Origin of the sequence: Pseudomonas kilonensis (assembly GCF_001269885.1) — a bacterium.
GTDB lineage: Bacteria > Pseudomonadota > Gammaproteobacteria > Pseudomonadales > Pseudomonadaceae > Aquipseudomonas > Aquipseudomonas kilonensis.
In genome coordinates this window covers 28,516-52,469 of record NZ_LHVH01000030.1, presented here as the reverse complement: position 1 = coordinate 52,469, position 23,954 = coordinate 28,516, and the positions used below count along the sequence as shown (strand labels likewise).

The 23,954-nt window shown below is 60.6% G+C and carries 22 protein-coding genes and 2 pseudogenes; 12 read left to right on the top strand and 12 right to left on the bottom strand.

The features are described 5' to 3' along the window. Positions 1-7 precede the first annotated feature (7 nt). Together AD662_RS22185 and AD662_RS22180 are read left to right on the top strand one after the other, a co-directional pair. Positions 8-1,021 (top strand): flagellar protein MotY, encoded by a 1,014-nt coding sequence (locus tag AD662_RS22185; RefSeq protein ID WP_053189748.1) that lies wholly within the window; start codon positions 8-10, stop codon positions 1,019-1,021. 128 nt (positions 1,022-1,149) lie between these two features. Then, complete coding sequence (locus tag AD662_RS22180; RefSeq protein WP_003204943.1) at positions 1,150-2,367, top strand: argininosuccinate synthase; 1,218 nt, start codon at positions 1,150-1,152, stop codon at positions 2,365-2,367. Positions 2,368-2,683: 316 nt separating this feature from the next. On the opposite strand, the pseudogene AD662_RS29575 reads toward AD662_RS22180, so the two are convergent. After that, positions 2,684-2,941: pseudogene (locus tag AD662_RS29575) on the bottom strand (hypothetical protein); the annotation flags it as partial. A 470-nt stretch (positions 2,942-3,411) separates the two neighbouring features. Between AD662_RS29575 and AD662_RS22170 the strand changes: the two are divergent. After that, on the top strand, positions 3,412-4,038 hold the full coding sequence (locus AD662_RS22170; protein ID WP_018613141.1) for a response regulator transcription factor: 627 nt from the start codon (positions 3,412-3,414) through the stop codon (positions 4,036-4,038). 55 nt (positions 4,039-4,093) lie between these two features. On the opposite strand, the gene AD662_RS22165 is transcribed toward AD662_RS22170, so the two are convergent. The 8 genes from AD662_RS22165 to metG all read right to left on the bottom strand — a co-directional run bounded on the left by AD662_RS22165 (position 4,094) and on the right by metG (position 10,896). Then, positions 4,094-4,276, bottom strand: a complete 183-nt coding sequence (locus AD662_RS22165; RefSeq protein ID WP_014339874.1) for a PA3496 family putative envelope integrity protein — start codon at positions 4,274-4,276, stop codon at positions 4,094-4,096. Between the two features lie 107 nt (positions 4,277-4,383). After that, positions 4,384-5,022 carry an endonuclease III gene (gene nth, locus AD662_RS22160; protein ID WP_018613139.1) on the bottom strand — a complete coding sequence of 213 codons (639 nt, stop codon included), beginning with the start codon at positions 5,020-5,022 and terminating at the stop codon, positions 4,384-4,386. After that, positions 5,019-5,552 carry an Rnf-Nqr domain containing protein gene (locus AD662_RS22155; protein WP_053189747.1) on the bottom strand — a complete coding sequence of 178 codons (534 nt, stop codon included), beginning with the start codon at positions 5,550-5,552 and terminating at the stop codon, positions 5,019-5,021. The genes nth and AD662_RS22155 overlap by 4 nt, the downstream gene beginning before the upstream one ends. Continuing rightward, positions 5,545-6,156, bottom strand: coding sequence for an RnfABCDGE type electron transport complex subunit G (locus tag AD662_RS22150; protein WP_053189746.1), 612 nt, complete (start codon positions 6,154-6,156; stop codon positions 5,545-5,547). The genes AD662_RS22155 and AD662_RS22150 overlap by 8 nt, the downstream gene beginning before the upstream one ends. After that, complete coding sequence (locus AD662_RS22145) at positions 6,153-7,139, bottom strand: RnfABCDGE type electron transport complex subunit D (RefSeq protein WP_053189745.1); 987 nt, start codon at positions 7,137-7,139, stop codon at positions 6,153-6,155. The genes AD662_RS22150 and AD662_RS22145 overlap by 4 nt, the downstream gene beginning before the upstream one ends. Beyond that, positions 7,126-8,151, bottom strand: coding sequence for an electron transport complex subunit RsxB (gene rsxB / locus AD662_RS22140; protein ID WP_053189744.1), 1,026 nt, complete (start codon positions 8,149-8,151; stop codon positions 7,126-7,128). Before rsxB ends, AD662_RS22145 begins: the two co-directional genes overlap by 14 nt. Beyond that, a complete protein-coding gene (locus AD662_RS22135) occupies positions 8,148-8,720 on the bottom strand; it encodes an Rnf-Nqr domain containing protein (RefSeq protein ID WP_053189743.1) in 573 nt (190 codons plus the stop codon). Before AD662_RS22135 ends, rsxB begins: the two co-directional genes overlap by 4 nt. 130 nt (positions 8,721-8,850) lie before the next feature. Then, the gene (gene metG / locus AD662_RS22130) at positions 8,851-10,896 is read right to left on the bottom strand and encodes a methionine--tRNA ligase (RefSeq protein WP_018613127.1); all 2,046 of its coding nucleotides are present in this window, start codon (positions 10,894-10,896) and stop codon (positions 8,851-8,853) included. A 342-nt stretch (positions 10,897-11,238) separates the two neighbouring features. Between metG and apbC the strand changes: the two genes are divergently transcribed. Then, positions 11,239-12,333, top strand: a complete 1,095-nt coding sequence (apbC, locus tag AD662_RS22125; protein WP_003204921.1) for an iron-sulfur cluster carrier protein ApbC — start codon at positions 11,239-11,241, stop codon at positions 12,331-12,333. Between the two features lie 219 nt (positions 12,334-12,552). On the opposite strand, the gene AD662_RS22120 is transcribed toward apbC, so the two are convergent. Next, positions 12,553-13,311 carry an SDR family oxidoreductase gene (locus AD662_RS22120; RefSeq protein WP_018613125.1) on the bottom strand — a complete coding sequence of 253 codons (759 nt, stop codon included), beginning with the start codon at positions 13,309-13,311 and terminating at the stop codon, positions 12,553-12,555. A gap of 164 nt (positions 13,312-13,475) precedes the next feature. Here AD662_RS22120 and AD662_RS22115 point away from each other — a divergent pair, with 164 nt between their 5' ends. The 4 genes from AD662_RS22115 (at position 13,476) to groL (ending at position 16,979) form a co-directional block, all read left to right on the top strand. Further along, positions 13,476-14,207, top strand: coding sequence for a HugZ family pyridoxamine 5'-phosphate oxidase (locus AD662_RS22115; protein WP_018613122.1), 732 nt, complete (start codon positions 13,476-13,478; stop codon positions 14,205-14,207). Positions 14,208-14,273: 66 nt separating this feature from the next. Then, positions 14,274-14,750, top strand: a complete 477-nt coding sequence (locus AD662_RS22110; RefSeq protein ID WP_014339863.1) for an FxsA family protein — start codon at positions 14,274-14,276, stop codon at positions 14,748-14,750. Positions 14,751-14,992: 242 nt separating this feature from the next. Beyond that, on the top strand, positions 14,993-15,286 hold the full coding sequence (locus AD662_RS22105; RefSeq protein ID WP_003178744.1) for a co-chaperone GroES: 294 nt from the start codon (positions 14,993-14,995) through the stop codon (positions 15,284-15,286). A gap of 49 nt (positions 15,287-15,335) precedes the next feature. Next, positions 15,336-16,979 carry a chaperonin GroEL gene (gene groL, locus AD662_RS22100; RefSeq protein WP_014339862.1) on the top strand — a complete coding sequence of 548 codons (1,644 nt, stop codon included), beginning with the start codon at positions 15,336-15,338 and terminating at the stop codon, positions 16,977-16,979. Positions 16,980-17,191: 212 nt separating this feature from the next. Here groL and AD662_RS22095 read toward each other — a convergent pair whose 3' ends face one another. Beyond that, entirely contained in the window at positions 17,192-17,935 is a 744-nt protein-coding gene (locus tag AD662_RS22095; protein ID WP_053189742.1) for a phosphatase PAP2 family protein, read from the bottom strand. Between the two features lie 328 nt (positions 17,936-18,263). On the opposite strand from AD662_RS22095, the gene colR reads away from it, so the two are divergent. The 4 genes and pseudogenes from colR to AD662_RS22080 all read left to right on the top strand — a co-directional run bounded on the left by colR (position 18,264) and on the right by AD662_RS22080 (position 20,705). Then, the gene (colR, locus tag AD662_RS22090) at positions 18,264-18,947 is read left to right on the top strand and encodes a two-component system response regulator ColR (RefSeq protein WP_014339860.1); all 684 of its coding nucleotides are present in this window, start codon (positions 18,264-18,266) and stop codon (positions 18,945-18,947) included. After that, positions 18,937-20,214, top strand: coding sequence for a sensor histidine kinase (locus AD662_RS22085; RefSeq protein ID WP_018613109.1), 1,278 nt, complete (start codon positions 18,937-18,939; stop codon positions 20,212-20,214). Before colR ends, AD662_RS22085 begins: the two co-directional genes overlap by 11 nt. A gap of 108 nt (positions 20,215-20,322) precedes the next feature. Further along, a pseudogene (locus AD662_RS29835) lies at positions 20,323-20,475 on the top strand (lipopolysaccharide kinase InaA family protein); the annotation flags it as partial. A gap of 2 nt (positions 20,476-20,477) precedes the next feature. Continuing rightward, complete coding sequence (locus tag AD662_RS22080) at positions 20,478-20,705, top strand: hypothetical protein (protein WP_033062899.1); 228 nt, start codon at positions 20,478-20,480, stop codon at positions 20,703-20,705. A 214-nt stretch (positions 20,706-20,919) separates the two neighbouring features. Here AD662_RS22080 and AD662_RS22075 read toward each other — a convergent pair whose 3' ends face one another. Then, positions 20,920-23,946 carry a multidrug efflux RND transporter permease subunit gene (locus AD662_RS22075; protein WP_024619197.1) on the bottom strand — a complete coding sequence of 1,009 codons (3,027 nt, stop codon included), beginning with the start codon at positions 23,944-23,946 and terminating at the stop codon, positions 20,920-20,922. Positions 23,947-23,954: the final 8 nt, after the last annotated feature.

Genomic DNA, 23,954 nt, shown 5'->3' with positions numbered 1-23,954 from the left:
GCCTCCCGTGCGCCAGCGTTATCTAGCCTTGCTCAGTGTGTTTGCCAGCCTCCCCGCCATGGCGCTCACTTTCCAGACCCGTCTGGAGAGCATTGAGTGGACGGTCGAAGGCGACAAGTTCGAGTGCCGGCTGAGCCAGCCGATTACCGATTTCGGCAGCGGTGAATTCGTGCGCCGGGCGGGCGAGCAGGCCACGTTCCGCCTCAAGAGCTATAACCCGATGCTGGGCGGCGGTTCGGCCACCTTGCTGGCGGCCGCCGCACCGTGGCAACCGGGGCGGGGCGATATCAACCTGGGCTCGGTCAGGATCGGCAGCGGCGATGTGCTGTTCGACAGTTCCCAGGTACAGGCAGGCCGACTGATCAGCGGATTGATGGAAGGTCGCAGCCCCGTGGTTCGACGCAACACCGAGGATGGCCGTGTTTCTGAAGTCCGGCTGTTGCCCGTGCGCTTCAACAAGGCGTTCAACGATTACCAGGGCTGCGTGGCGAAACTGTTGCCGAAGAACTTCGAACAGATCAAGCAAACCCAGATCGGCTTCCCCGGCGAGGGGATTGAGCTGGACGCTCGGGCCAAGGCTCAGTTGCAGGTCATGCTCGACTTCATCAAGGCAGACCCGAGCGTCAATCATGTCGAACTTGATGGCCATTCCGACAACAGTGGCAACCGCCTGACCAACCGTGAGCTTTCGCGCCGCCGTGCGCTGGCCGTCATGGACTTCTTCAAGGCCAACGGTTTCCAGGAGTCCCAGTTCACCGTGCGCTTCCACGGCGAGCGTTATCCGCTGGTCGCCAATACCAACGCAGCCAATCGGGCCAAGAACCGTCGTGTCGTCGTAAAACTGGAGCGGGTGGCGGCCACCCAGGCCCCGGCTCCACAGCCGCCAACACCCGCGGCAACACCCGCGCCGCCTGCCGCGCCGCCTGCCGTGGCGCCCGCTGCTGCGCCGGGCAAGACGGCGGCGCCGGTTGCCCCGCCCAAGGCGGCGGTGCCTGCTACGGCGGCTGCGCGCACTTCCTGATCCCGCCCGGATCGTCGCGCAATCGACATAATCTGTCGCTTCGTCGTCATAAGCTGTCGCGCCCCTGTAAATTATCCGCGCTGGACGTTAGACTTCCCGGCTTTCCGTACAACCCGTGGAGTGATGGCATGGCGGACGTAAACAAGGTCGTTCTGGCGTATTCCGGCGGCCTGGACACTTCGGTGATCCTCAAGTGGCTGCAGGACACTTATAACTGCGAAGTGGTGACCTTCACCGCTGACCTGGGGCAGGGCGAAGAAGTCGAGCCTGCACGCGCCAAGGCCCAGGCCATGGGCGTCAAAGAGATCTACATCGATGACCTGCGCGAAGAATTCGTCCGCGACTTCGTGTTCCCGATGTTCCGCGCCAACACCGTTTACGAAGGCGAGTACCTGCTGGGTACCTCCATCGCCCGTCCGTTGATCGCCAAGCGCCTGATCGAAATCGCCAACGAAACCGGCGCCGACGCCATTTCCCATGGCGCCACCGGCAAGGGCAACGACCAGGTGCGTTTCGAACTGGGCGCCTATGCCCTCAAGCCAGGCGTGAAAGTCATTGCCCCGTGGCGCGAATGGGACTTGCTGTCCCGTGAAAAATTGATGGACTACGCCGAGAAGCACGCGATTCCGATCGAGCGCCACGGCAAGAAGAAATCCCCATACTCGATGGATGCCAACCTGCTGCACATCTCCTATGAAGGCGGCGTGCTGGAAGACACCTGGACCGAGCACGAAGAAGACATGTGGCGCTGGACCGTCTCCCCGGAGAAGGCTCCCGATACCCCGCAATACCTGGAACTGACCTATCGCAACGGCGATATCGTCGCACTGGATGGCGTTGAGATGAGCCCGGCCACTGTGCTGGCGACCCTGAACCGCATCGGTGGCGAACACGGCATCGGTCGTCTGGACATCGTCGAGAACCGCTATGTGGGCATGAAGTCCCGCGGCTGCTACGAAACCCCGGGCGGCACCATCATGTTGCGCGCCCACCGGGCGATCGAGTCGATCACCCTGGACCGCGAAGTGGCTCACCTCAAAGACGAGTTGATGCCCAAGTACGCCAGCCTGATCTACACCGGCTACTGGTGGAGCCCAGAGCGTCTGATGCTGCAACAGATGATCGACGCCTCCCAGGCTCACGTGAATGGCGTGGTACGCCTGAAGCTGTACAAGGGCAACGTGATCGTCACCGGGCGCAAGTCCGACGAGTCGCTGTTCGATGCCAACATCGCGACCTTCGAAGAAGACGGCGGTGCCTACAACCAGGCTGACGCGGCCGGCTTCATCAAGCTCAACGCCCTGCGCATGCGCATCGCGGCGAACAAGGGTCGCAAGCTGTTCTGACCCTGGCGATATGAAAACGGCCTGCCATGAGCAGGCCGTTTTTTTTGCCCTTTTTTTGTGTGGCCTTTGCTGCGGCGCTGCCCTCGATCGCTCATTCATCCTGCCCGTGCGTTGCCAGGCCTGTGTTGCTGTAGATGACGTACACGACGATGCCGGCGTGCTTCAACTGTCTTGATCGACAGGTTTCGATCGGACGTTTCGATTGGCTGCATACGATACAAAGGGTGTCTGGTTCGCGCCTGCGTCGATGAAGACGTATCACCAGCAGTTCCTTGACGTCGTCCGCCCGACGTAGCTGTCGTTTGCGTCGACAGGGCGAATCATCCATGGTCTTTATGAAGTGTTTGTTCTTGCGAAAATCCGAAGGTGAATACAAGGAACGATAATTGAAGTTGAGCGTTATGAAAAAAAGCAGCAATAGATAAAAAGGAAAGCTGATCAGGAACCACAGATAGTATTCACGATCCTGGTCATCCAGAAAGGGCAGGGAAATCGCTGCGGAAGTTTCGGATAAAGTGGCGAATATGGCGATGAGGGTCATGGGGTTGGTTATAGTCTTCAAAGGTTTGTTCATGGTTAATACTCATGGAATACTTGTGCTCGGTGAGTGGCTTGAAAAGTGGTTGTCCATGCCGAATGAAATATAGGCGCAGTCGCAATGGCTGCCCATATTGGATATCGGGCGCCGGAGTGAGTTTTATATATGAATTTTCCTGCCTTAAGTGAGTGAATGGCAGTTTTAACAGCAAATAATTCAGTTACTTTCTATGAGTGAAGAGCTTTTCAATGGGCTGTCCACGGGTGGGTGTGGCGGTGAAAGAGCGCATTGTTCATAGGGTTACCGGATTGTTAAGAAAGGTCATTCCTTCTCTGTAAAAAAATCCATGACACATTTTTTCCGGGGCGAATTGTAGGAATTTTCTGTATAGCTTGTAGGTTCTGTCTCTCGGTGCGAGCGTTCAGGGGGGGGCAGCATGCCAAGGTAGAAATGACTAGGCTATTGTGCGTGCTCTAAAAATTCGAACAGCGAAGTTGGATTTGCTCATGAATAAAGTGCTGATCGTGGATGATCATCCCGTCATTCGTCTTGCTGTACGTTTGCTGATGGAGCGTCACGGTTATGAAGTCCTTGCCGAAACCGATAATGGCGTCGATGCGTTACAACTTGCTCGCGAACTTATGCCCGATATCGTCATTCTCGATATTGGTATTCCGAAGCTGGACGGGTTGGAGGTCATTGCCCGCCTGACGACCATTCCTTCGCCCATGAAAGTGTTGGTGCTGACTTCCCAGGCACCGGGACATTTTTCGATGCGCTGTATGCAGACAGGGGCAGCCGGGTATGTATGCAAGCAACAGGATCTTACTGAGTTACTGAGTGCAATCAAGGCAGTACTGTCCGGTTACAGTTACTTTCCCAACCAGGCATTGCATACGGTGCGGTCGAGTCTGGGCAATGCCAGTGAGTCCGATATGGTTGATCGATTATCGGGGCGAGAAATGATGGTCTTGCAACAACTGGCGCGCGGAAAGACCAACAAGGAAATCGCCGATGGGATGTTCTTGAGCAACAAGACCGTCAGTACCTACAAGACGCGCCTGTTATTGAAGCTCAATGCCCGTTCGCTGGTCGACCTGATCGAACTGGCGCAGCGCAATGGCTTGGTGTGAGTTTTCGGGTTACGCGTACTCAGTAAAAAGCCTCCATCAGGGAGGCTTTTACGTGTCAGAGGTCAAAGTCATAATCGGCCAATTGCTTCTGCAGACGGCGCTCTTCCAGCAGGTTATCAATGGTGCGGCGCTTGCTCAGGTTGGTTTTCGCCACTTCCACGACCACAGGTTCGACGTCGTCGGACTCAACGGCGATGAATTCGTCTTCTACATCCAGTTGTTCTTTGCCAGCACTCATGGGTTCGACTCCAGGCTAAGACTGCCATTGGCGCTCCTTATATCGATAAACCACGGGCGGGTAAAAAAGATTTTTTCAATCGATGGATCGATAAAAGCAATAGCGCCTCAATCGTCGGAGGTCTTGTGCTTGTATTCGCATAAATCTTCGATTCGGCAGCTGCCGCAGCGGGGCTTGCGCGCCAGGCAAACGTAACGGCCGTGCAGGATGAGCCAGTGATGGGAGTCCAGCAGGAATTCCTTGGGAACAAATTTCATCAATTTCTTCTCGACCTCCACCACGTTTTTGCCGGGGGCCAGCCCGGTGCGGTTGCTGACGCGGAAAATGTGGGTGTCGACCGCCATGGTCAACTGCCGAAACGCGGTATTGAGCACGACGTTGGCGGTTTTGCGGCCGACTCCCGGAAGGGCTTCCAGCGCTTCGCGCGTCTGCGGGACTTCACTGTCGTGGCGCTCGATCAGCAGACGGCAGGTCTCGATCACGTTTTTGGCCTTGCTGTTGAACAGCCCGATGGTCTTGATGTATTCGGACAGTCCTTCGACGCCCAGGGCGTAGATCGCCTTCGGCGTATTGGCCACCGGGAACAGTTTGGCCGTGGCTTTGTTGACGCCGACGTCGGTGGACTGGGCTGACAGAATGACCGCGATCAGCAACTCGAACGGCGAGGAATAGGCCAGTTCGGTTTTCGGTTCCGGGTTGTCCTCGTGAAGGCGACGAAATATTTCCAGGCGTTTTGCGGCATTCATGGGCGCGGCGTTTCCTCAACGGATGAATGGGGTTTGGCGGCCGTCCAGGCTTGTCGGGCTGCCAACAGCAGTCCGAGCAGAATGAACCCGCCGGGGGCGAGCAGGGCCAGGGGCAGGCCGCTGCCGATCAGCCCACGCACGGCGCCCAGGCTGATCATCAAGAGGCCAAACAGCCCGGCCAGCCTGAGGCGTTCGGGCCAGCGAGCTTCAACGAAGAAGCCTTCCTGCTCCAGCGCTACGCAACTCAGGGCGATCCAGCCAACGTAAAGGTTCAACGGTCGATACAGTTCCAGCGCCCAGGCCTGGACGACAAGGCCAATGCAGGTGGTCAGGGTAGTGGCCAATACGATGGAGGCGAGCAGCCGTTGACAGGCTGCCAGGTGTTGCCGCACAAGCCCCATTGCCAAGCCATGGCTGAAAAGAACCAGGGCCCAGGCCAGCCATAACCCCAGCGCGCCAACCAGCGAATCGCTCGCGCCAATCAATGGAACGAGCAGCAGGCCGTGTGTCAGTCCCCATGGTTTATTCATTGGCCGCCACCCCCGTCAACTGAGCCTTGTGCTCGTCGAAGTAACGCAGCGCATCGTGAACAGCCTGGAGGACCGCTCGGGACGTCACTGTCGCGCCTGCCAGTTGATCGAACTGGCCCTGGTCCTTTTTCAAGGCCCAGCCGCTGTCATCAGGCGCCTGGCGTGATTTACCCGTGAAGGTCTGCAACCAGGCGTTCGGCCAGTCGGCAATCGCCGCGCCCAACCCGGGTGTCTCGGATTGGCGCAGGGTCTTGACGCCCAGCAACCGGCCCTGTGGATCGATGGCGACCAGCAATTCGATGCTGCCTTCATAGCCCAGCGCCTGGCTACGCAGCAGCACGGCGCTGGGCTGGCCACTGCGAGTCGCCAGGTAGCCACCCAGCAGCGTGCTATGGGCCAGGGGCACCGAGGCTGTGACAACGGGGTGCGCCAACGGCTGGTTATCGTAGTGGTCGGTGGGCAGCACCTCGAGCAAGGCCCTGTTCGCCAGCGCTTGCTGCTGGGCCTCGATACGCCCGGCGGTGCCGAGGTGCGTGAGGTAAGTGGCACCGATACCGAGGCCGATCAACACGGTCAGGATTGCCACGCCGACGGGGTTGTTCATGTCAGTGGCCGCCGTTGTCGCGCCTCGGCAAACCGGTCCAGCGCCGGCACGCCGAGGTTCATCAGCAACACCGCGAACGCCACGCCGTCGGGGTAGCCACCCCAGGTGCGTATCAGATAGATCAGCAATCCCATGCCCGCGCCAAACAGCAGGCGGGCGAGAGGAGCCTTGGCACCCGAGACCGGTTCGGTCGCGATAAAAAATGCGCCGAGCATGGTTGCGCCGCTGAACAGATGAAACAGCGGCGAGCCATGGGAGTCGGAGCCCGAACCGTTCCAGCACAGCAGGCTGACGACGGACAGGCTCACCAGCATCCCCACCGGTGCATGCCAACTGCACACCCGTTGCTGCAGCAGAAACAGACCGCCCGCCAGGAAGGCCAGGTTGACCCATTCGACACCCCGGCCACCGAAACGCCCGAACGCCGGATCGTTGGCGAACAGTTCATCGACGGTCAGGCTCGTGTTGATTCGCAGGCTGTCCAGTGCGGTCGCCCCGGCCCAGGCATCGGGCGCCGGATGAGCGCCGAACACCTGTTGCAAGCCTTCGGACAGGCCCACGCCGTGGAGTGCCGGCCAGTGACTCATCTGGGACGGAAACGCCACCAGTACCAGGGCGTACCCGAGCATTGCCGGGTTGAACGGGTTGCTGCCGACGCCGCCCCACAGGTGCTTGCCCAACAGCAAGGCGCAGGCGGCCGCCGTGACGGTCAGCCACCAGGGGCAATAGGCCGGCAAGGCCAGGGCCAGCAGCGTGGCGCTGACCAGCGCGCTGCCATCGTTCAGCTCGGGTTTGAGTGGCCGGCGGCGTAAACGCAACACCAACGCCTCGACTGCCAGGGCAGTGACGCCGGACAACAGCAGGTTGAGCGCCACGCCCCAGCCATGGAACCACAGCAACGCCAGCACGCCGGGCAGCGTCGCCAGCAACACGCGCGTCATTGCTTGGCGCAGCCGTTCGTCCACTGGCTCAAGAGGCGGCATGGGCGTCCACCTGGCGTTCGGCATCCTTCACCGCTTGTTCCAATGCCAGCAGTTGTTCAGCCGATGCTGTAGCTGCCCGGGCTTTGCTGAGTTCGGCGCGGCGCATCGCCAGTTGGATCTTGGCTCGCTTCAGCTCGGCGTTTTGCGTCGGTGCCGGGGCTGGCGCAGCCGCGGGTGCGGGCGCGGCGTTTTCCAGTTGGCTCAGCGCCTGTTCGGCCGCTTCGAACTGGCGTTGCAGCACGATCAGTTGCGACTGCTGCTCGAAGGTTGGCGGGTGGCCGAACGCTTTCAAGGATTTGTTCAGCTGCGCCCGGCTCATGGCCAGGTCGACCTTGGCTTTTTTCAAGGCGGCATCGGCAGTGGCGGCTTTTTGCGCGCGTACGCGCTCCAGTGCGGCTTGTACGGGGTCGAGTGCCAGGTCCTGGGGTTGAGCCTGGGCCTGCGCCGCCCGTTGGGTTCGAGCCAGGCGTTCGGCCTGGCGCTGCTCTTCTTCGCGGCGCAGGCGCACATTGCGTTGTTCGAAGCGGCGCCGGGCATGATTGCGCTTGGCGGTTCGCGCCTGGTGTTCTTCGGTGCTGAAGGCCAGGCCGCCGACGATCGGCAGCACGTTTGCCGTCGGCAGAGGACGCATTTCGATGCAATCGACCGGGCAGGGCGCCACGCACAGATCGCAGCCTGTGCATTCGTCGATGAGGACGGTGTGCATCAGCTTGGCGGCGCCGACAATCGCGTCCACCGGACAGGCCTGGATGCACTTGGTGCAACCGATGCATTCGGCTTCACGGATAAAGGCGACTTGCGCCGGGGCCACGCCGCGGCTGGTGTCCAGCTCCAACACCGGTATTTTCATCAGCTCGGCCAGGGCGGCGATGGTTTCGCGTCCCCCGGGCGGGCATTTGTTGATCGGCTCGCCCTGGGCGATGCCTTCGGCGTAGGGCTTGCACCCGGGATGGCCGCACTTGCCGCATTGGGTCTGCGGCAGCAGGGCGTCGATACGTTGAATCAGGCTCATGTTTTGACCAGCCCACGCAATCCGAGAAAGGCCACTGCCATCAGTCCGGCGCTGATCAACTGAATCGGCAGGCCCCGAAAGGGCAGGGGAATATCATTATTGAAGGTGCGCTGGCGCAGATCGTCGAACAGGCTCAGCACCAGCCAGAACCCCAGCCCGGCACCCAGGCTCAGGGCGATGGCGTGGCCCAGGCCTCGGTCATCCTGGCCGTTGAGCAGCGTGACCCCGAGTATGCCGGCATTACCCAGCAACAGCGGCCACAACCCCTCGAACGGCATTGCCGGCCGCCAGCGTGCCAGCAGGCGCAGCAAGGGGCCGATCAGCAACACGCTCAAGGACAGCCAGGCCAACAGGCGCAGCGAGACCAGGTTGGTCGGTGCCAGCAGCCCATGATCGATCAGATGGCCCAGGGTGCCGACGATCAGCATCAGGCATGCCGTCGCCAGGCCCACGGCGTGTACCTGCCCCCTACCGTTGGCCGCCAGCAGCGGATCGACGCCCAGCGGCCAGTGCAACACCAGGTTGTTGATCAGGGCAGCGCTGAACAGCGTGAGGACGATTTCGGTCATGGGTGTGTTGGCGACAAAGGACCTGTTACAAGATTAGGCATTATCCGGCACGCCGGGGGCGTGGGCCAGATATGAAAATCCCACAGCCACCTGCAAGGCGGCTGTGGGATCGGTACAGCAAGCGGTCGCGTTACTTGATCCGCTGGCCCGGCTTGGCGCCGCTGTCAGGGCTCAACAGGTAGATTTCCTCGCCGCCGGGGCCTGCCGCCATCACCATGCCTTCGGAGATACCAAAGCGCATTTTGCGCGGCTTGAGGTTGGCGATCATCATCGTCAAGCGGCCTTCGAGCTTGGCCGGGTCCGGGTAGGCACTCTTGATGCCGGAGAACACGTTGCGTTGCTCGTCGCCAATGTCCAGGGTCAGGCGCAGCAGCTTGTCGGCGCCTTCGACGGCCTCGGCCTTGACGATCAGCGCCACGCGCAGGTCAACGGCGGCAAAGGCGTCGAATTCGATTTCCGGCGACAGCGGGTCCTTGGCCAGTTCGCCGTTCCCGGCAGGCGCGCCGGTGTCGGTCTGGCTGGCGGCCAGGTCTTCCTTGGAGGCGTCGGTCATGGCTTGCACCTTGGTCGCGTCGATACGGGTCATCAACGGCTTGAACGCGTTCAACTGATGGTTGCTCAGCAGCGTCTGGTGATCGTTCCAGGTCAGTGGCGCGACGTTGAGGAACGCCTCGGCATCGGCGGCCAGCAGCGGCAGTACCGGCTTGAGGAAAATCACCAGTTGGCGGAACAGGTTGATGCCCAGGGCGCAGATCGCCTGGACTTCGTCCTGTTTGCCTTCCTGCTTGGCCAGCGACCAGGGCGCCTTGTCGGCGATCCAGGCATTGGCGCGGTCGGCCAAGGCCATGATTTCGCGCATGGCACGGGCAAAGTCGCGGGACTCGTAGGCTTCGGCGATGCTTGGCGCGGCCGCCAGGAAGGCGTCGGTCAGTTCCGGCGCGGCATTGCCGGCGACCAGGACCCCGGCGTTGCCCTTGTGGATGAACCCGGCGCAACGGCTGGCAATGTTGACGACCTTGCCCACCAGGTCGGAGTTGACCTTTTGCACGAAGTCTTCGAGGTTCAGGTCCAGGTCGTCGACGCCGCGGCCGAGCTTGGCCGCGTAGTAGTAACGCAGGTATTCCGGGGACAGGTGGTCCAGGTAGGTCCGGGCCTTGATGAAGGTGCCGCGGGACTTGGACATTTTCTGGCCGTTGACGGTCAGGTAGCCGTGGACATTGATGCCGGTCGGCTTGCGGAAACCGGCGCCTTCAAGCATTGCCGGCCAGAACAGTGCGTGGAAGTTGACGATGTCCTTGCCGATGAAGTGATACAGCTCGGCGGTGGAGTCCTTGCCCCAGAACGCGTCGAAGTCCAACTCCGGCGTGCGGTTGCAGAGGTTCTTGAAACTCGCCATGTAGCCGATCGGAGCGTCCAGCCACACGTAGAAATACTTGCCGGGCTCGTCGGGGATCTCGAAGCCGAAGTACGGCGCATCGCGGGAAATGTCCCACTGCTGCAGGCCGGCATCGAGCCATTCGGCGATCTTGTTGGCGACGGCGTCCTGCAGGGTGCCGCTGCGGGTCCAGGCTTGCAGCATCTGCTGGAAGTCCGGCAGCTTGAAGAAGAAATGCTGGGAGTCCTTGAGCACCGGCGTCGCCCCGGAAATCGCCGATTTCGGGTCTTTCAGGTCGGTCGGTGCGTAGGTGGCGCCGCATTTTTCGCAGTTATCGCCGTACTGGTCTTCAGTGCCGCATTTCGGGCAGGTGCCCTTGATGAAGCGGTCGGCCAGGAACATTTTCTTTTCCGGGTCGAAATACTGGGTGATCGAACGGGTGGCGATGTGCCCGGCGTCACGCAGTTTCAGGTAGATCTGGCTCGACAGCTCACGGTTTTCTTCGGCGTGAGTGGAGTGGAAGTTGTCGAAGTCCACCAGGAACTCGGCAAAGTCGGCGCTGTGCTCAGCCTGGACGTTGGCGATCAGTTCTTCCGGGGTGATGCCTTCCTTTTCCGCGCGCAGCATGATGGCCGAACCGTGGGCGTCGTCGGCGCAGACATAGATGCATTGGTTGCCGCGATGCTTCTGGAAGCGCACCCACATATCGGTCTGGATGTACTCCAGCATATGGCCGAGGTGAATCGAACCATTGGCATAGGGCAGGGCGCTGGTGACGAGGATCTTGCGTGGCTCGGACATGGGGCTCGGCTACTTGATGAAACGGAGGTCGGCCACTATAAAGCGCTGGCGGCTTTTTTTCACCCTTCGGGGCTGTTTCGGGATGTATTGCTGGGAGCGGCGCAAGGATTAAGCCAGGTACAAGTTGCGGGAGGGGATTGTGGGAGCAAAGCTTGCTCGCGAAACAGGCGCCTCGATTCCTGAAAGACCGCATCGCCTGCATCGCGGGCAAGCCTTGCTCCCACACAGCGGGAGCAAGCTCCCTCGCCACAAGCGCATTCGTCGCCCTTAATCGGGTCGCCACAACAGCATGCGCGGCGTAGGATAGCGGCCTGTTTTCAAGTCTTGCTATCGGAGTTGCCCATGAGCGCCGTCAATCGCGCAGCGGTGGAAGCCGTCCTTCGCCAGTACACCGACCCTTATCTGAACCAGGACCCGGTCAGCGCCGGATGCGTGCGCGCCATCGACATCCAGGGCGATCGCGTCAGCGTCCAGCTGGAAATCGGCTACGCCGCCGACCTGTTCAAGAGCGGCTGGGCGCAGATGCTGCAAATGGCGATCGAGGCCCTGGACGGGGTGAGCGCCGCCAAAGTCGACATCACCAGCGTGATCGCCGCCCACAAGGCCCAGGCGCAGGTGCCGGGGCTGGCGAACGTCAAGAATGTGATCGCCGTGGCCTCGGGCAAGGGCGGCGTGGGCAAGTCCACCACCGCGGCCAACCTGGCCCTGGCCCTGGCCCGTGAAGGGGCGAAGGTCGGGATTCTCGATGCAGACATCTACGGCCCGAGCCAGGGCATCATGTTCGGTGTTGCCGAGGGCACCCGACCGCAGGTCAAGGACCAGAAGTGGTTCGTGCCGATCCAGTCCCATGGCGTGGAAGTCATGTCCATGGCCTTCCTGACCGATGACAACACGCCGATGGTCTGGCGTGGGCCGATGGTTTCCGGTGCCCTGTTGCAACTGGTTACGCAAACCGCCTGGGGCGACCTGGATTACCTGGTGATCGACATGCCACCGGGCACCGGCGATATCCAGCTGACCCTGGCGCAGAAAGTCCCGGTGGCCGGTGCGGTGATCGTCACCACGCCTCAAGACCTGGCCTTGCTGGACGCACGCAAGGGTGTGGAGATGTTCCGCAAGGTCAACATCCCGGTGCTGGGTGTGGTGGAGAACATGGCCGTGCACATCTGCTCCAATTGCGGGCATGCCGAGCACCTGTTCGGCGAAGGTGGCGGGGAAAAACTGGCGACCCAATACGGCGTCGAATTGCTGGCTTCGCTGCCGCTGTCGATGCTGATCCGCGAACAGGCCGACGGCGGCAAGCCGACGGTCATCGCCGAACCGGACAGCCAGATCGCCATGGTCTATCAGGAACTGGCCCGCCACGTGGGCGCGCGGATCGTGTTGCAGGAAGCGGCCATGCCGGCGATGCCGAACATCACTGTCAGCGACGATTGATCGGCTGAACTGCGATCTATGTGGGGAGCAAGCCTGTAGGAGCAAACCCTATAGGAGCAAACCCTGTAGGAGCAAAGCCTGTGGGAGCATAGCTTGCTCGCGATAGCGGTTTTAAAGCCAACAGAGATGTTGGGTGTGACGCCGTCATCGCGAGCAAGCTATGCTCCCACAGGCTTTGCCCCCCACAGGCTTGCTCCCACATTTTGTTAGGCGGTGGGTTTAGATCCGCAACCCGCCATCCATCTCCAGGATCCGACCGGTGTAATAGTCGTTCTCGAAGATATACGCCGCCGAATGCGCAATCTCCTCAGGCTTGCCCATGCGCTTGAGCGGAATCCCCGAGGTCATTTTTTCCAGGGCCTCGGGCTTCATGCCCAGGGTCATCTCGGTTTCGATGAAGCCCGGTGCGATGCCGGCGACACGGATGCCGTAGCGCGCCAGTTCCTTGGCCCAGGTCACAGTGGCGGCGGCCACACCGGCCTTGGCGGCCGAGTAGTTGGTCTGGCCGACATTGCCGGCGCGGGAGATCGACGAGATATTGATGATGGCGCCGCTGTTCTTCAGCTCGACCATTTTCGCCGCCACTTCACGGGTGCACAGGAATACACCGGTGAGGTTGACGTCGATCACGGCCTGCCACTGGGCCAGGCTCATCTTGGTCATTTCGCCATCCTTGACCTTGAGCAGCAGGCCGTCACGCAGGATCCCGGCGTTGTTGATCAGGCCGTGGATCGCGCCGAAGTCCTCGGCGACCCGGGCGACCATGTCGCTGACCTGCTCCTCATTGGCAACGTTGCACAGGTACGCCCGGGCTTCGACGCCCTTGGCTATACACGCGGCAACCGTCTGGTCGAGTTTTTCCTGGTTGAGGTCCACCAGGGCGAGCTTCGCACCTTTGCCCGCGAGATACTCGGCCATGGAGCGGCCCAGGCCCTGGCAACCGCCGGTGATAATGATTACTTTGTCAGTGAGTTGCATGCTCATGTCCAGATGGCGCAGCGGTGGAGGGGGCCTTTTGGGAGGTCTCTCGATTGGCGACGGTGTAGCCCGGCTGCACACGAGAACTGTCCCATAGGCGTACCGGAACATTACTCCAGTCACCTGACCGTTTTCTAGACGGTTTTCATAAAAGGAGTCATAAGTTGAGCGTTGAAGCTGCCAAGCATGCCCGGGAACTGCTGCTCAAGGAATACCGTGGAGTGCTCGCCACTCATTCCAAATCCATGCCCGGCTTTCCGTTCGGCTCCGTGGTGCCCTATTGCCTGGACGAACAAGGCCGGCCACTGATCCTGATCAGCCGTATCGCCCAGCACACTCATAACCTGCAAAAAGACCCCAAGTGTTCGATGCTGGTGGGCGAGCGCGGTGCCGAGGATGTGCAGGCCGTGGGGCGCCTGACCTACCTGGCCGAGGCCCGCAAACTCGAAGACAGTGGCGCCATCGAGGCTGCCGCCGAGCGTTACTACCGCTATTTCCCTGACTCGCAGAACTACCACAAGGCCCATGATTTCGATTTCTGGGTGCTCGAGCCGGTGCGCCATCGCTACATTGGCGGCTTTGGCGCCATCCACTGGATCGACCAGCTCACCCTGGCCAATCCCTTCGCCGGCAAGGCCGAAGCCAGCATGGTCGAGCACATGAATGCCGATCACGCCAAGGCCATCGCCCATTACGTGGAATTGACCGGCCTGCCGAAAAGCGAACCGGCACAACTGGCGGGCATCGACAGCGAGGGCATGCACTTGCGCATTGGCCAGGGCCTGCACTGGCTGGCGTTTGCGACGCCTTGCAACACGCCGACACAAGTGCGCGAAGCCTTGGTTTATCTGGCTCACGCCGAGCAATGGCCAAAAAATGCGGAAGTCGACGCTTGAATTCACGAAAGGGCGACGTCATTTAGGTTTTCATAGCAAGGCATTCTTGCGTTGAGGAACCATTTGATGCGCCCTTTTTTGTTGCTCTTTCTGCTGTTCCCGGTGTTGGAGCTGTTCGTATTCGTCAAGGTCAGCGGTGCGATCGGGTTTTTCCCGGCCCTGCTGCTGGTCATTCTCGGCTCGATGCTCGGCGTGTTCGTGCTGCGCATTGCCGGCCTCGCCACGGCATTGCGGGCCCGTGAAAGCCTGAACCGTGGCGAGCTGCCCGCCCAGACCATGCTCGAAGGCCTGATGCTGGCCCTGGGTGGCGGTCTGTTGATCCTGCCCGGCTTTATCAGCGACGTGCTGGGCCTGGTCATGCTGTTGCCGTTCACCCGGAGGCTGCTGGCCAATAAAATGCGCCAGCGCGCCGAAGAGCAGGCGATGCGTCAACGCGCCTTCGCCGATGACCTCCAACCCCGTGGCGGTCCGGCGCCGCGCGAGCCTGTGGGCCGCGAGCCCAACGTGATCGAAGGCGAATTCGAACACCGCGATTCCAAGTAAAACCATCAGCACGGCGCCTTCGGGCGCCGTGTTCGTTTTGGCTGCGCAAAGTAAAAAAAATCTGCTCCCGCCCTTGTAATCCACTTGTGCGCCCTTATGTAACGGTCACCGCAAGGTTTCCGGTGGTGACACCGGACAGACTTCCGCGGTTCGACTGACGAACCGCACCCGGCTCCGCCGGCTTTGTTAAACCCGCCGGGACTACACCGGCCGATGAAAACCACAATTAGGAGAGATCGACAATGAAGCTTCGTCCTCTGCATGACCGCGTCGTCGTCCGTCGCAGCGAAGAAGAAAAGAAAACCGCTGGCGGTATCGTCCTGCCAGGTTCGGCTGCCGAGAAGCCAAACCAGGGTGAAGTCCTCGCTGTAGGCCCGGGCAAGGCACTGGAAAACGGTGAAGTACGTGCGCTGTCCGTGAAAGTGGGTGACAAGGTTGTGTTCGGCCCTTACTCCGGTAGCAACACTGTGAAAGTTGATGGCGAAGACCTGCTGGTTATCGGCGAGAGCGAAATCCTCGCTGTTATCGAAGGCTGATTCCCCGCTCATTTTCCCGCGACTACAAAGTATTTAAGGAATATCGATCATGGCTGCTAAAGAAGTAAAATTCGGCGATTCCGCCCGCAAGAAAATGCTCGCCGGTGTCAACGTCCTGGCTGACGCAGTAAAAGCGACCCTGGGCCCGAAAGGCCGTAACGTGATCATCGAGAAGAGCTTCGGCGCTCCGACCATCACTAAGGACGGCGTTTCCGTTGCCAAGGAAATCGAGCTCAAAGACCGCTTCGAAAACATGGGCGCGCAACTGGTCAAAGACGTTGCCTCCCGTGCCAACGATGACGCCGGCGATGGCACCACCACCGCTACCGTCCTGGCTCAATCGATCGTCAACGAAGGCCTGAAGGCCGTCGCTGCCGGCATGAACCCGATGGACCTCAAGCGCGGCATCGACAAGGCGACCATCGCCATTGTCAAAGAGCTCAAGGCCCTGTCCAAGCCATGCGCTGACACCAAGGCAATCGCTCAGGTCGGCACCATCTCCGCCAACTCCGACAACTCCATCGGCGACATCATTGCCGAAGCCATGGAAAAAGTCGGTAAAGAAGGCGTGATCACCGTTGAAGAAGGCTCGGGCCTGGAAAACGAACTGTCGGTTGTAGAAGGCATGCAGTTCGACCGTGGCTACCTGTCCCCGTACTTCGTCAACAAGCCAGAGACCATGACTGCCGAGCTGGACGGTCCACTGATCCTGCTGGTCGACAAGAAGATCTCCAACATCCGCGAAATGCTGCCAGTGCTGGAAGCCGTTGCCAAAGCCGGCCGCCCACTGCTGATCGTGGCTGAAGACGTTGAAGGCGAAGCCCTGGCGACCCTGGTCGTGAACAACATGCGTGGCATCGTTAAAGTCGCGGCCGTCAAGGCTCCAGGCTTCGGCGACCGTCGCAAGGCCATGCTGCAGGACATCGCTGTTCTGACTGGCGGTACCGTTATCTCCGAAGAGATCGGCCTGAGCCTGGAAAGCACTACCCTGGAACACCTGGGTAATGCCAAGCGTGTGATCCTGTCGAAAGAAAACACCACCGTGATCGACGGTGCCGGCGTTGAGACTGACATCCAGGCTCGCGTTCTGCAGATCCGTCAGCAAGTGGCCGACACTTCGTCCGACTACGACCGTGAAAAACTGCAAGAGCGTCTGGCCAAGCTGTCCGGCGGCGTTGCAGTGATCAAGGTTGGCGCCGGTTCCGAAGTTGAAATGAAAGAGAAGAAAGCCCGCGTTGAAGACGCCCTGCACGCGACCCGCGCAGCCGTTGAAGAAGGCGTGGTACCTGGCGGCGGCGTGGCACTGGTTCGCGCTCTGCAGGCTATCTCCGAGCTGAAAGGCGACAACGATGACCAGAACGTCGGCATCCAGTTGCTGCGTCGCGCTGTAGAAGCACCGCTGCGCCAGATCGTTGCCAACTCCGGCGACGAGCCAAGCGTTGTGGTCGACAAGGTCAAGCAGGGTTCGGGTAACTACGGTTACAACGCTGCTACCGGCGAATACGGCGACATGATCGAAATGGGTATCCTGGACCCGGCCAAAGTGACTCGTTCGGCTCTGCAAGCGGCTTCGTCGATTGCCAGCCTGATGATCACCACCGAGGCGATGATCGCTGAAATCAAGGAAGACGCTCCAGCTGGCGGCGGTATGCCAGACATGGGCGGCATGGGTGGCATGGGCGGCATGATGTAAGCCAGCCTTACCCCTGTAGCGAAAAACCCCGCCTGCGAAAGCAAGCGGGGTTTTTTATTGCCTTGGGTTTGCCCCAGCATTGAGTAGGGCCCGGCTGTCTCTGTGGGAGCAAAGCTTGCTCGCGATTGCGGTGGGTCAGCTTGCCAGGATGTTGAAGCTGCCATCGTAATCGCGAGCAAGCTTTGCTCCCACAGGGTTTGTCCAAGGCGCTTTCAGGCGTTGGCGGGCTGGCTCAACGCTGCGCGATCAGTCATGACGGCCGGTCGGTACAGAATGTAGTAGTAACACCCCAGGCAAATCAGCCAACAGAACACCGCTGTCCACACATTGTGGGAAAAGAAGTGCGCCCCTTGCATCATCCGCCCCAGGGAAAACACCGTGCCCAGCGTAAAGGTGAGTACCAAGGCCTGGCGGGCCAGGCGCGGGCGGCGGTCGCGCAGGACGAAGAATAGTGCAAACAACGTGAACCCCGTAGCGGCGTGACCGCCGGGCCAGCATCGACCGGGTTTGTCCGTGGCCGGGCGTGGGCTCAGCAGTTCGCTATAGGTTTCCTTGCCGCCGAACTCCTTCAGGCTCCAGGGGCATTGCACCGCCGTCACCGCTTTCATCGGGGTGACGAAGGACGTCGCCAGTGTCAGGGACAGCACCAGGCAACCGAGCTCGCGCTTGAACGGTTTGAGCCGGGCGATGAAGAACGAGCTGATGAATCCCAGGACCGCCAGCACGGAGAACACGATGACCACCTCTTTGGCTCGATCGTGCAGGATGTCTTCCAGGAAAAAGCTGTGCCGGCCGATGAATCCACCCGCCATCGGGTCGTAAAACAGCTTGGCCACGTCCATGTCCAGCGTGGTCAATTCCAGCAACACCAGCGTCGCTGCGACAACGGCAGGCAGGCCCAGGACAACCCAGAAATTCAGGGGCCGGGAAACGGGGCGGGTGGCGGTGGGGACCATGGCATTACCTTTGATGGGGGGAGGGCATAAAGCGGTGTCGCACAGTCTGGTCTGCGCTGCGTCGGGGCGGTGTGAATGTTGGGTGAAAAACTCGTCAATGCCCGCGCAGTCCTGTTCCTTGGCTCACTCGACTTATGTGGGAGCGGGCTTGCTCGCGAAAGCGTCGGTACATTCAACATTGATGGCGGCTGGGCCACCGCATTCGCGAGCAAGCCCGCTCCCACATAAGCATGTGCTGTCACAGCGGATACAATCCTAGCCGTGAGCCAGACTTGGCCGTAAGCTGCGCGGGCCAAGATGGCCGTTAACTGTGTACGCAGAGGTGCCCATGCGAATTCTATTGGTCGAAGACAACCGCGACATCCTGGCCAACCTGGCCGATTACCTGGAGCTCAAGGGCTACACCGTCGATTGTGCCCAGGACGGTTTGTCAGGATTGCACCTGGCCGCGACCGAACACTACGATCTGATCGTGCTCGACATCATGCTGCCGGGCATCGACGGCTATACCTTGTGCCAGCGCCTGCGCGAAGACGCCCGGCGCGATACGCCGGTGATCATGCTCACCGCCCGGGATCAGTTGGACGATCGTCTGCAGGGCTTCAAGTCCGGGGCCGATGACTACCTGATCAAACCGTTTGCCCTGTCAGAACTGGCCGCGCGGATCGAAGCCGTCATGCGTCGGGCCCAGGGCGGTGGCCGCCGAGCCTTGCAGGTCGGCGATCTGAGCTACGACCTCGATACCCTGGAAGTGACGCGTGAAGGCAAGCTGCTCAAGCTCAACCCCGTAGGCCTCAAGCTGCTGGCGGTATTGATGCAGAAAAGCCCTCACGTGTTGCGCCGCGAAATCCTCGAAGAAGCGTTGTGGGGCGATGATTGCCCGGACAGCGACAGCCTGCGCAGTCACGTCCATCAATTGCGCCAGGTGATCGACAAACCGTTCGACAAACCGTTGCTGCACACCGTACACGGCGTCGGCTATCGCCTGGCCGAGGGCCGCGATGGAGTTTAAGCAGAGCCTTGCCCAACGGATCATCATCGCCTTTGCGCTGATGAGCGCATTGGTGGCTGGCGCATTCGCCATGGGCATCGTGGCGACGGTCCATCTGGTGGAAGAGAAACTGATTTCCGCCGGGCTTGGCGGCGATCTGCAACGCTTGCTGCTGATGGACAGTGTCTCGGACTGGAACCACCGGCCGGAACCCGACCAACTGTTTTATTTCAGCGGCGGCCCAGGTGACTTCGAGTTGCCCAAGGACCTGCGCCATCTGGAGCGTGGTTTCCACGAGGTGTTTCGCGGGCAGTTGTCCTATCACGCCATGGTCGAGATCGTTGATGGGCGGCACTACGTGTTGCTGCAGGACCAGAGTGACTTCGAGGAGCGCGAGCGGGTACTGTTCGCCGTGGTGTTGGTGGGCTTTGTGCTCAGCCTGGCACTGGCGGTATTTTTGGGCTGGGTCCTGGCACGCCGGGTGATGGCGCCAGTGGTCCGCCTGGCGCGGCAAGTGCGCCATCGCGACCAGCTCCTGGGTCTGGCTCCTCCGCTGGCCCCGGATTATGCCGCCGATGAAGTGGGTGAACTGGCCGTGGCATTCGACGCCACATTGGGGCGCTTGCGCCAGGCCTTGACCCGCGAGCGTTTGTTTACCAGCGACGTGAGCCACGAGTTGCGCACACCGTTGATGGTCCTGGCGACCTCCTGTGAGTTGTTGCTGGGAAATCCGGCACTGGACCCGCGCGGACGTACCCAGGTCGAGCGCATCAATCGAGCCAGTGAAGAGATGCGCGAGTTGGTGCAGACCTTCCTGATGCTCGCCAGGGCCGAACGCGAAGACAACGGCATGTCGCCTCGGCTGCCCCTGGGGCTGGTGGCCGAGAACCTCCTCGGCGTGTGGCGCGTGCCCATCGAATCCAAAGGCCTGACGCTGATCTTCGATCCCGGGCAAACCGTCGACACCCTGTATAACGCCACGTTCCTGACTGCCGTGATGGGCAATTTGCTACGCAACGCCCTGCACTACACCGATCAGGGGTTCATCCGCCTTTCGCTGACCGCCACCGGTTTCGTGGTCGAGGACAGTGGCGTAGGCATTCCCGAGGAGAAGCGCGAGGCGATGTTCGAGCCGTTCGTGCGCGGCAGTGAAAAGCGCGGCGAGGGATTGGGATTGGGGTTGTCCCTGGTGCAGCGCATTTGCGAGAACCAGGGCTGGACAGTGAGCCTCAGTACGATGGAGCCCAACGGTTGCCATTTCGAGGTGGAACTGAACCCAAGGGGCTAAGCGTAGGTATGGAAAAGTCTTTTAAACAATAGGGCATTTACGTGACGTTGTTTTCACAAAGACATGACATCCCGTTTCATAAAGTGGGGCCGATCATTCATGGAGCCTCTGGAGAAGTGTCGCCGGCGCCTGACTGCCCGGTGGGCGGCCTCCCATGACATGAAACAGCTGCGGCGCCATTCGTCGTTCAGCGATGTTGATTGGAAAAAACTCGTCTACTTTTATGAGGCGGCGTTTGGCAGCGCTATCAAGGGTTTATAGCGATGAAACTAGAAATTGCTAGAGGTTTGTTTTTAGTCGGAGCCCTGGCAGTTGCATCGATGGCGGTGGCTGTGTGGGAACAGCCGCGCTCGCAGATCCTCAGTGCTTCGAATGCTGATGCGCATTGTCCTTTGCCCCGCGTGGCAAAGACCAGCGAGGCGATCCAACCGAACGATGATCTGCTGCTGTTCATGTTCAGCCTGTCCCAGGGGATGAGGCCGCAAAGTTAAAGCCCTGAAACCAAGATAAAGGTCTCCCTTGTGCGAGGCCTTTATTATTTTGGTGGACTGTCAAATCAACCATTGTGGCGAGGGGATCTATCCCCGTTGGATTGTGGGAGCAAAGCTTGCTCGCGAAACGGCCGCCCCGATTCCTGGAAGACCGCACCGCCTTCATCGCGGGCAAGCCTTGCTCCCACACTATCCCTCGCCACAGGTGTCTATTTCAGGCCTTGTCCGGCTTGGCCAGCAGCGTGTAGACGCAAGGCAGCACGAACAACGTGAACAAGGTGCCAATCGACATCCCGGTTGCGATCACCATGCCGATGTCGAAGCGGCTCACCGCCCCGGCGCCTGTGGCGAAGATGAGCGGCACCATGCCGAACACCATCGCCGCAGTGGTCATCAGCACTGGCCGCAGACGAATCGACGCGGCTTGTTCCACCGCTTCGCGCGGTGTCAGGTTCTGTTCCCTGCGCAGCTGGTTGGCGAACTCGACAATCAGGATCCCGTGCTTGCTGATCAGGCCAATCAGCGTCACCAGGCCCACCTGGGTATAGATGTTCATGCTCGACCAGCCGAGGAACAGCGGGATCAAGGCTCCGCAAATGGACAGTGGCACGGTCACCAGGATCACCAGCGGGTCCCGGAAGCTTTCGAACTGCGCGGCCAGCACCAGGAAGATGATCGCCAGGGCCAGGGCAAAGGTCACCCACAACGCACTGCCTTCCTGTACGAACTGGCGCGAAGCCCCTGCATAATCGAAGGCGAACCCCACCGGCGCTTCCTCCCGGGCGATCTGGCGGACGGTCTCGATGGCCTCGCCCATGCTCACGATGGGGAAGCCCGAAATGGTCACCGCATTGAGCTGCTGGAACTGGTTCAGTTGTCGTGGCCGTGCCCGGTCGCTGACCTTGATCAGGGTCGACAGCGGTAGCGATTCACCCTTGGCATTTTTTACGTAGTAGTTGTTCAGCCAGTCCGGGTTGTCCCGGAAGGGACGTTCGACCTGGGCAATGACCTTGTAGCTGCGTCCCTCGAGGGTGAAGCGGTTGATCTCGGCTTCACCCAGCAGTGTCGCCAGGGTACCGCCCAGGTCCTGCATCGAAACGCCCATCTGGGCGGCCTTGGCGCGATCGATATCCACCACGACTTCGGGCTTGTCGAACGCCAGGTCAATGTCCATGAAGGCGAACTTGCCGGATTCCAATGCGCGCTTTTTGACCCGGTCGGCAACCTCCAGCAGCGTCGCATAATCCTTCGGCGAGTTGATGACGAACGCAAATGGCAAGCCTTCGCCGGTGCCCGGCAGCGAGGGCAGGTTGAAACCGAAGATCTGCAAGCCAGGCACGCTTTCCAGCTTGGCCTGGACCTCTGGCAGGATTTCCATCTGGGTGCGGCTGCGTTCGTTCCAGGGCTTGAGCAGGAAGCCGCCAATGCCCGACTGCACGCCGTTGTAGCCGTTGATCTGGAACGAGGAGTAGTACTCCGGGAACTCCTTGAAGATGGTAATGAAGTGATCGGTGTACGTGTTCAGGTAGTCGAGGTTGGTGGGTTGCGGAGCGGTGGCCATCATGAAGATGATGCCCTGGTCTTCGTCGGGAGCCAGTTCGGACTTGGTGAACATGATCAACACCGGGATCAGCAGCAGCACGATCACCGCGAACACCAGGACCACCGGCCGGGTATTGAGCGTGCCGTGAAGCATGCGCTGGTAACGGCTCTTCAAGCGTTCGAACACCATGTCCAGCCGATGGGCCAGCCCCGAGGGGTTCTCATCGTGGCGCAGGAGCAGGGCGCACATCATCGGTGACAAGGTCAGGGCGACGATCCCGGAGATCACCACCGCCCCGGCCAGGGTCAATGCGAACTCCTTGAACAAAGCGCCCGTCAGGCCCTCGAGCAGACCGATCGGCGCGTACACCGCCGCCAGGGTGATGGTCATCGAGACCACCGGCATGGCGATTTCCCGGGCACCTTCTATCGCCGCATCGAACGGGGTCTTGCCTTCCTCGATGTGCCGGTGAATGTTCTCCACCACCACAATGGCGTCGTCCACCACCAGACCGATGGCGAGCACCATGGCCAGCAGGGTCAGGAGGTTCATCGAGTAGCCCATCAACTGCATGAAGAACATCACGCCGATCATCGACAGCGGGATGGTCACCACCGGGATGACCACCGAACGCAGGGCACCGAGGAACAGGAACACCACGACAATGACAATCAGCACCGCCTCGAACAGGGTTTTCACCACTTCGTCGATGGAGGCCTGGATGAACAGGGTGGCGTCGTAGGCGATCTCGGCCTTGAGGTTGGTCGGGAGCTGGGCCTCCATGTCCGGCATGATCTTGCGCACTTCCTTGATCACATCCAGCGGGTTCGCACCGGGCGTGGCCTTGATCCCGATGTACACCGAGGGCGTGCCACCAAAGGAGCTGATGGTGTCGTAGTTCTCGGCGCCCATTTCCACGCGAGCCACGTCCCGCAGCAACACGCGGCTGTCGCCGTCGGTCTTGAGCGGAATCGCGCCGAAGGCCTCGGCGGACTTGAGTTCGGTGTTGGCGTTGATGCTGGTGACGACGTATTCGCCTTTCACTTCACCGGCAGCGGAGAGGAAGTTGTGCTGGCGCACGGCGTTGGTCACGTCGGCGGCAGTCAGGCCGAAACCGGCGAGCTTGACCGGGTCCAGCCACAGGCGCATGGCGAAGACCTGGTTGCCGAGGATCTCCGCCTCAGCCATGCCTGGCAGGGTCGCCAGTTTGGGCTGGATCACCCGTGACAGGTAGTCGGTGATCTGCGGGTTGTTCAGTTCCTTGCTGAAGAAGCTGATGTACATCAGTGCCGAGGCATCGGCGGCTTCGCGGCTGAGGACCGGGTCCTCGGCGTCCTGGGGCAGTTGGTTCTTGACCTCGTTGGCCTTGGCCAGCAGTTCGGTAAAGAGCCGGTCGCTGTTGGAGCCGATGCGGGCATAGACCGAAATCACCGAGAAATTCTGGCGGCTGACCGAGGTCATGTAGTCGATGCCCTCGGCACTGGCCAGGCTCTGCTGCATCGGCTGGGTGATGTAGCCCTGGATGGTCTCGGCGTTGGCCCCGGGGTAGGCGGTGGTCACCGTGATCAGGGCGTTCTCCATTTGCGGATACTGGCGCAGGGGCAGCTTGCTCCAGGCCTGGAAGCCCAGCAGCACGATCAACAGGCTGACCACGGTGGCGAGCACCGGACGGCGGATGAATGGATCGGTAAAGGCCATGGGGGTTC

Bases quoted from the DNA above. Each gene is read 5' to 3' on its own strand.
- groL (WP_014339862.1), top strand. From the start codon at position 15,336: ATGGCTGCTAAAGAAGTAAAATTCGGCGATTCCGCCCGCAAGAAAATG.
- AD662_RS22155 (WP_053189747.1), bottom strand. From the start codon at position 5,552: ATGAATAAACCATGGGGACTGACACACGGCCTGCTGCTCGTTCCATTG.
- AD662_RS22135 (WP_053189743.1), bottom strand. From the start codon at position 8,720: ATGACCGAAATCGTCCTCACGCTGTTCAGCGCTGCCCTGATCAACAAC.
- AD662_RS22150 (WP_053189746.1), bottom strand. From the start codon at position 6,156: ATGAACAACCCCGTCGGCGTGGCAATCCTGACCGTGTTGATCGGCCTC.
- colR (WP_014339860.1), top strand. From the start codon at position 18,264: ATGCGAATTCTATTGGTCGAAGACAACCGCGACATCCTGGCCAACCTG.
- AD662_RS22120 (WP_018613125.1), bottom strand. From the start codon at position 13,311: ATGCAACTCACTGACAAAGTAATCATTATCACCGGCGGTTGCCAGGGC.
- AD662_RS22085 (WP_018613109.1), top strand. From the start codon at position 18,937: ATGGAGTTTAAGCAGAGCCTTGCCCAACGGATCATCATCGCCTTTGCG.
- AD662_RS22095 (WP_053189742.1), bottom strand. From the start codon at position 17,935: ATGGTCCCCACCGCCACCCGCCCCGTTTCCCGGCCCCTGAATTTCTGG.
- AD662_RS22170 (WP_018613141.1), top strand. From the start codon at position 3,412: ATGAATAAAGTGCTGATCGTGGATGATCATCCCGTCATTCGTCTTGCT.
- AD662_RS22165 (WP_014339874.1), bottom strand. From the start codon at position 4,276: ATGAGTGCTGGCAAAGAACAACTGGATGTAGAAGACGAATTCATCGCC.
- AD662_RS22180 (WP_003204943.1), top strand. From the start codon at position 1,150: ATGGCGGACGTAAACAAGGTCGTTCTGGCGTATTCCGGCGGCCTGGAC.
- metG (WP_018613127.1), bottom strand. From the start codon at position 10,896: ATGTCCGAGCCACGCAAGATCCTCGTCACCAGCGCCCTGCCCTATGCC.
- apbC (WP_003204921.1), top strand. From the start codon at position 11,239: ATGAGCGCCGTCAATCGCGCAGCGGTGGAAGCCGTCCTTCGCCAGTAC.
- nth (WP_018613139.1), bottom strand. From the start codon at position 5,022: ATGAATGCCGCAAAACGCCTGGAAATATTTCGTCGCCTTCACGAGGAC.
- AD662_RS22105 (WP_003178744.1), top strand. From the start codon at position 14,993: ATGAAGCTTCGTCCTCTGCATGACCGCGTCGTCGTCCGTCGCAGCGAA.
- rsxB (WP_053189744.1), bottom strand. From the start codon at position 8,151: ATGAGCCTGATTCAACGTATCGACGCCCTGCTGCCGCAGACCCAATGC.
- AD662_RS22145 (WP_053189745.1), bottom strand. From the start codon at position 7,139: ATGCCGCCTCTTGAGCCAGTGGACGAACGGCTGCGCCAAGCAATGACG.
- AD662_RS22110 (WP_014339863.1), top strand. From the start codon at position 14,274: ATGCGCCCTTTTTTGTTGCTCTTTCTGCTGTTCCCGGTGTTGGAGCTG.
- AD662_RS22080 (WP_033062899.1), top strand. From the start codon at position 20,478: ATGAAACTAGAAATTGCTAGAGGTTTGTTTTTAGTCGGAGCCCTGGCA.
- AD662_RS22075 (WP_024619197.1), bottom strand. From the start codon at position 23,946: ATGGCCTTTACCGATCCATTCATCCGCCGTCCGGTGCTCGCCACCGTG.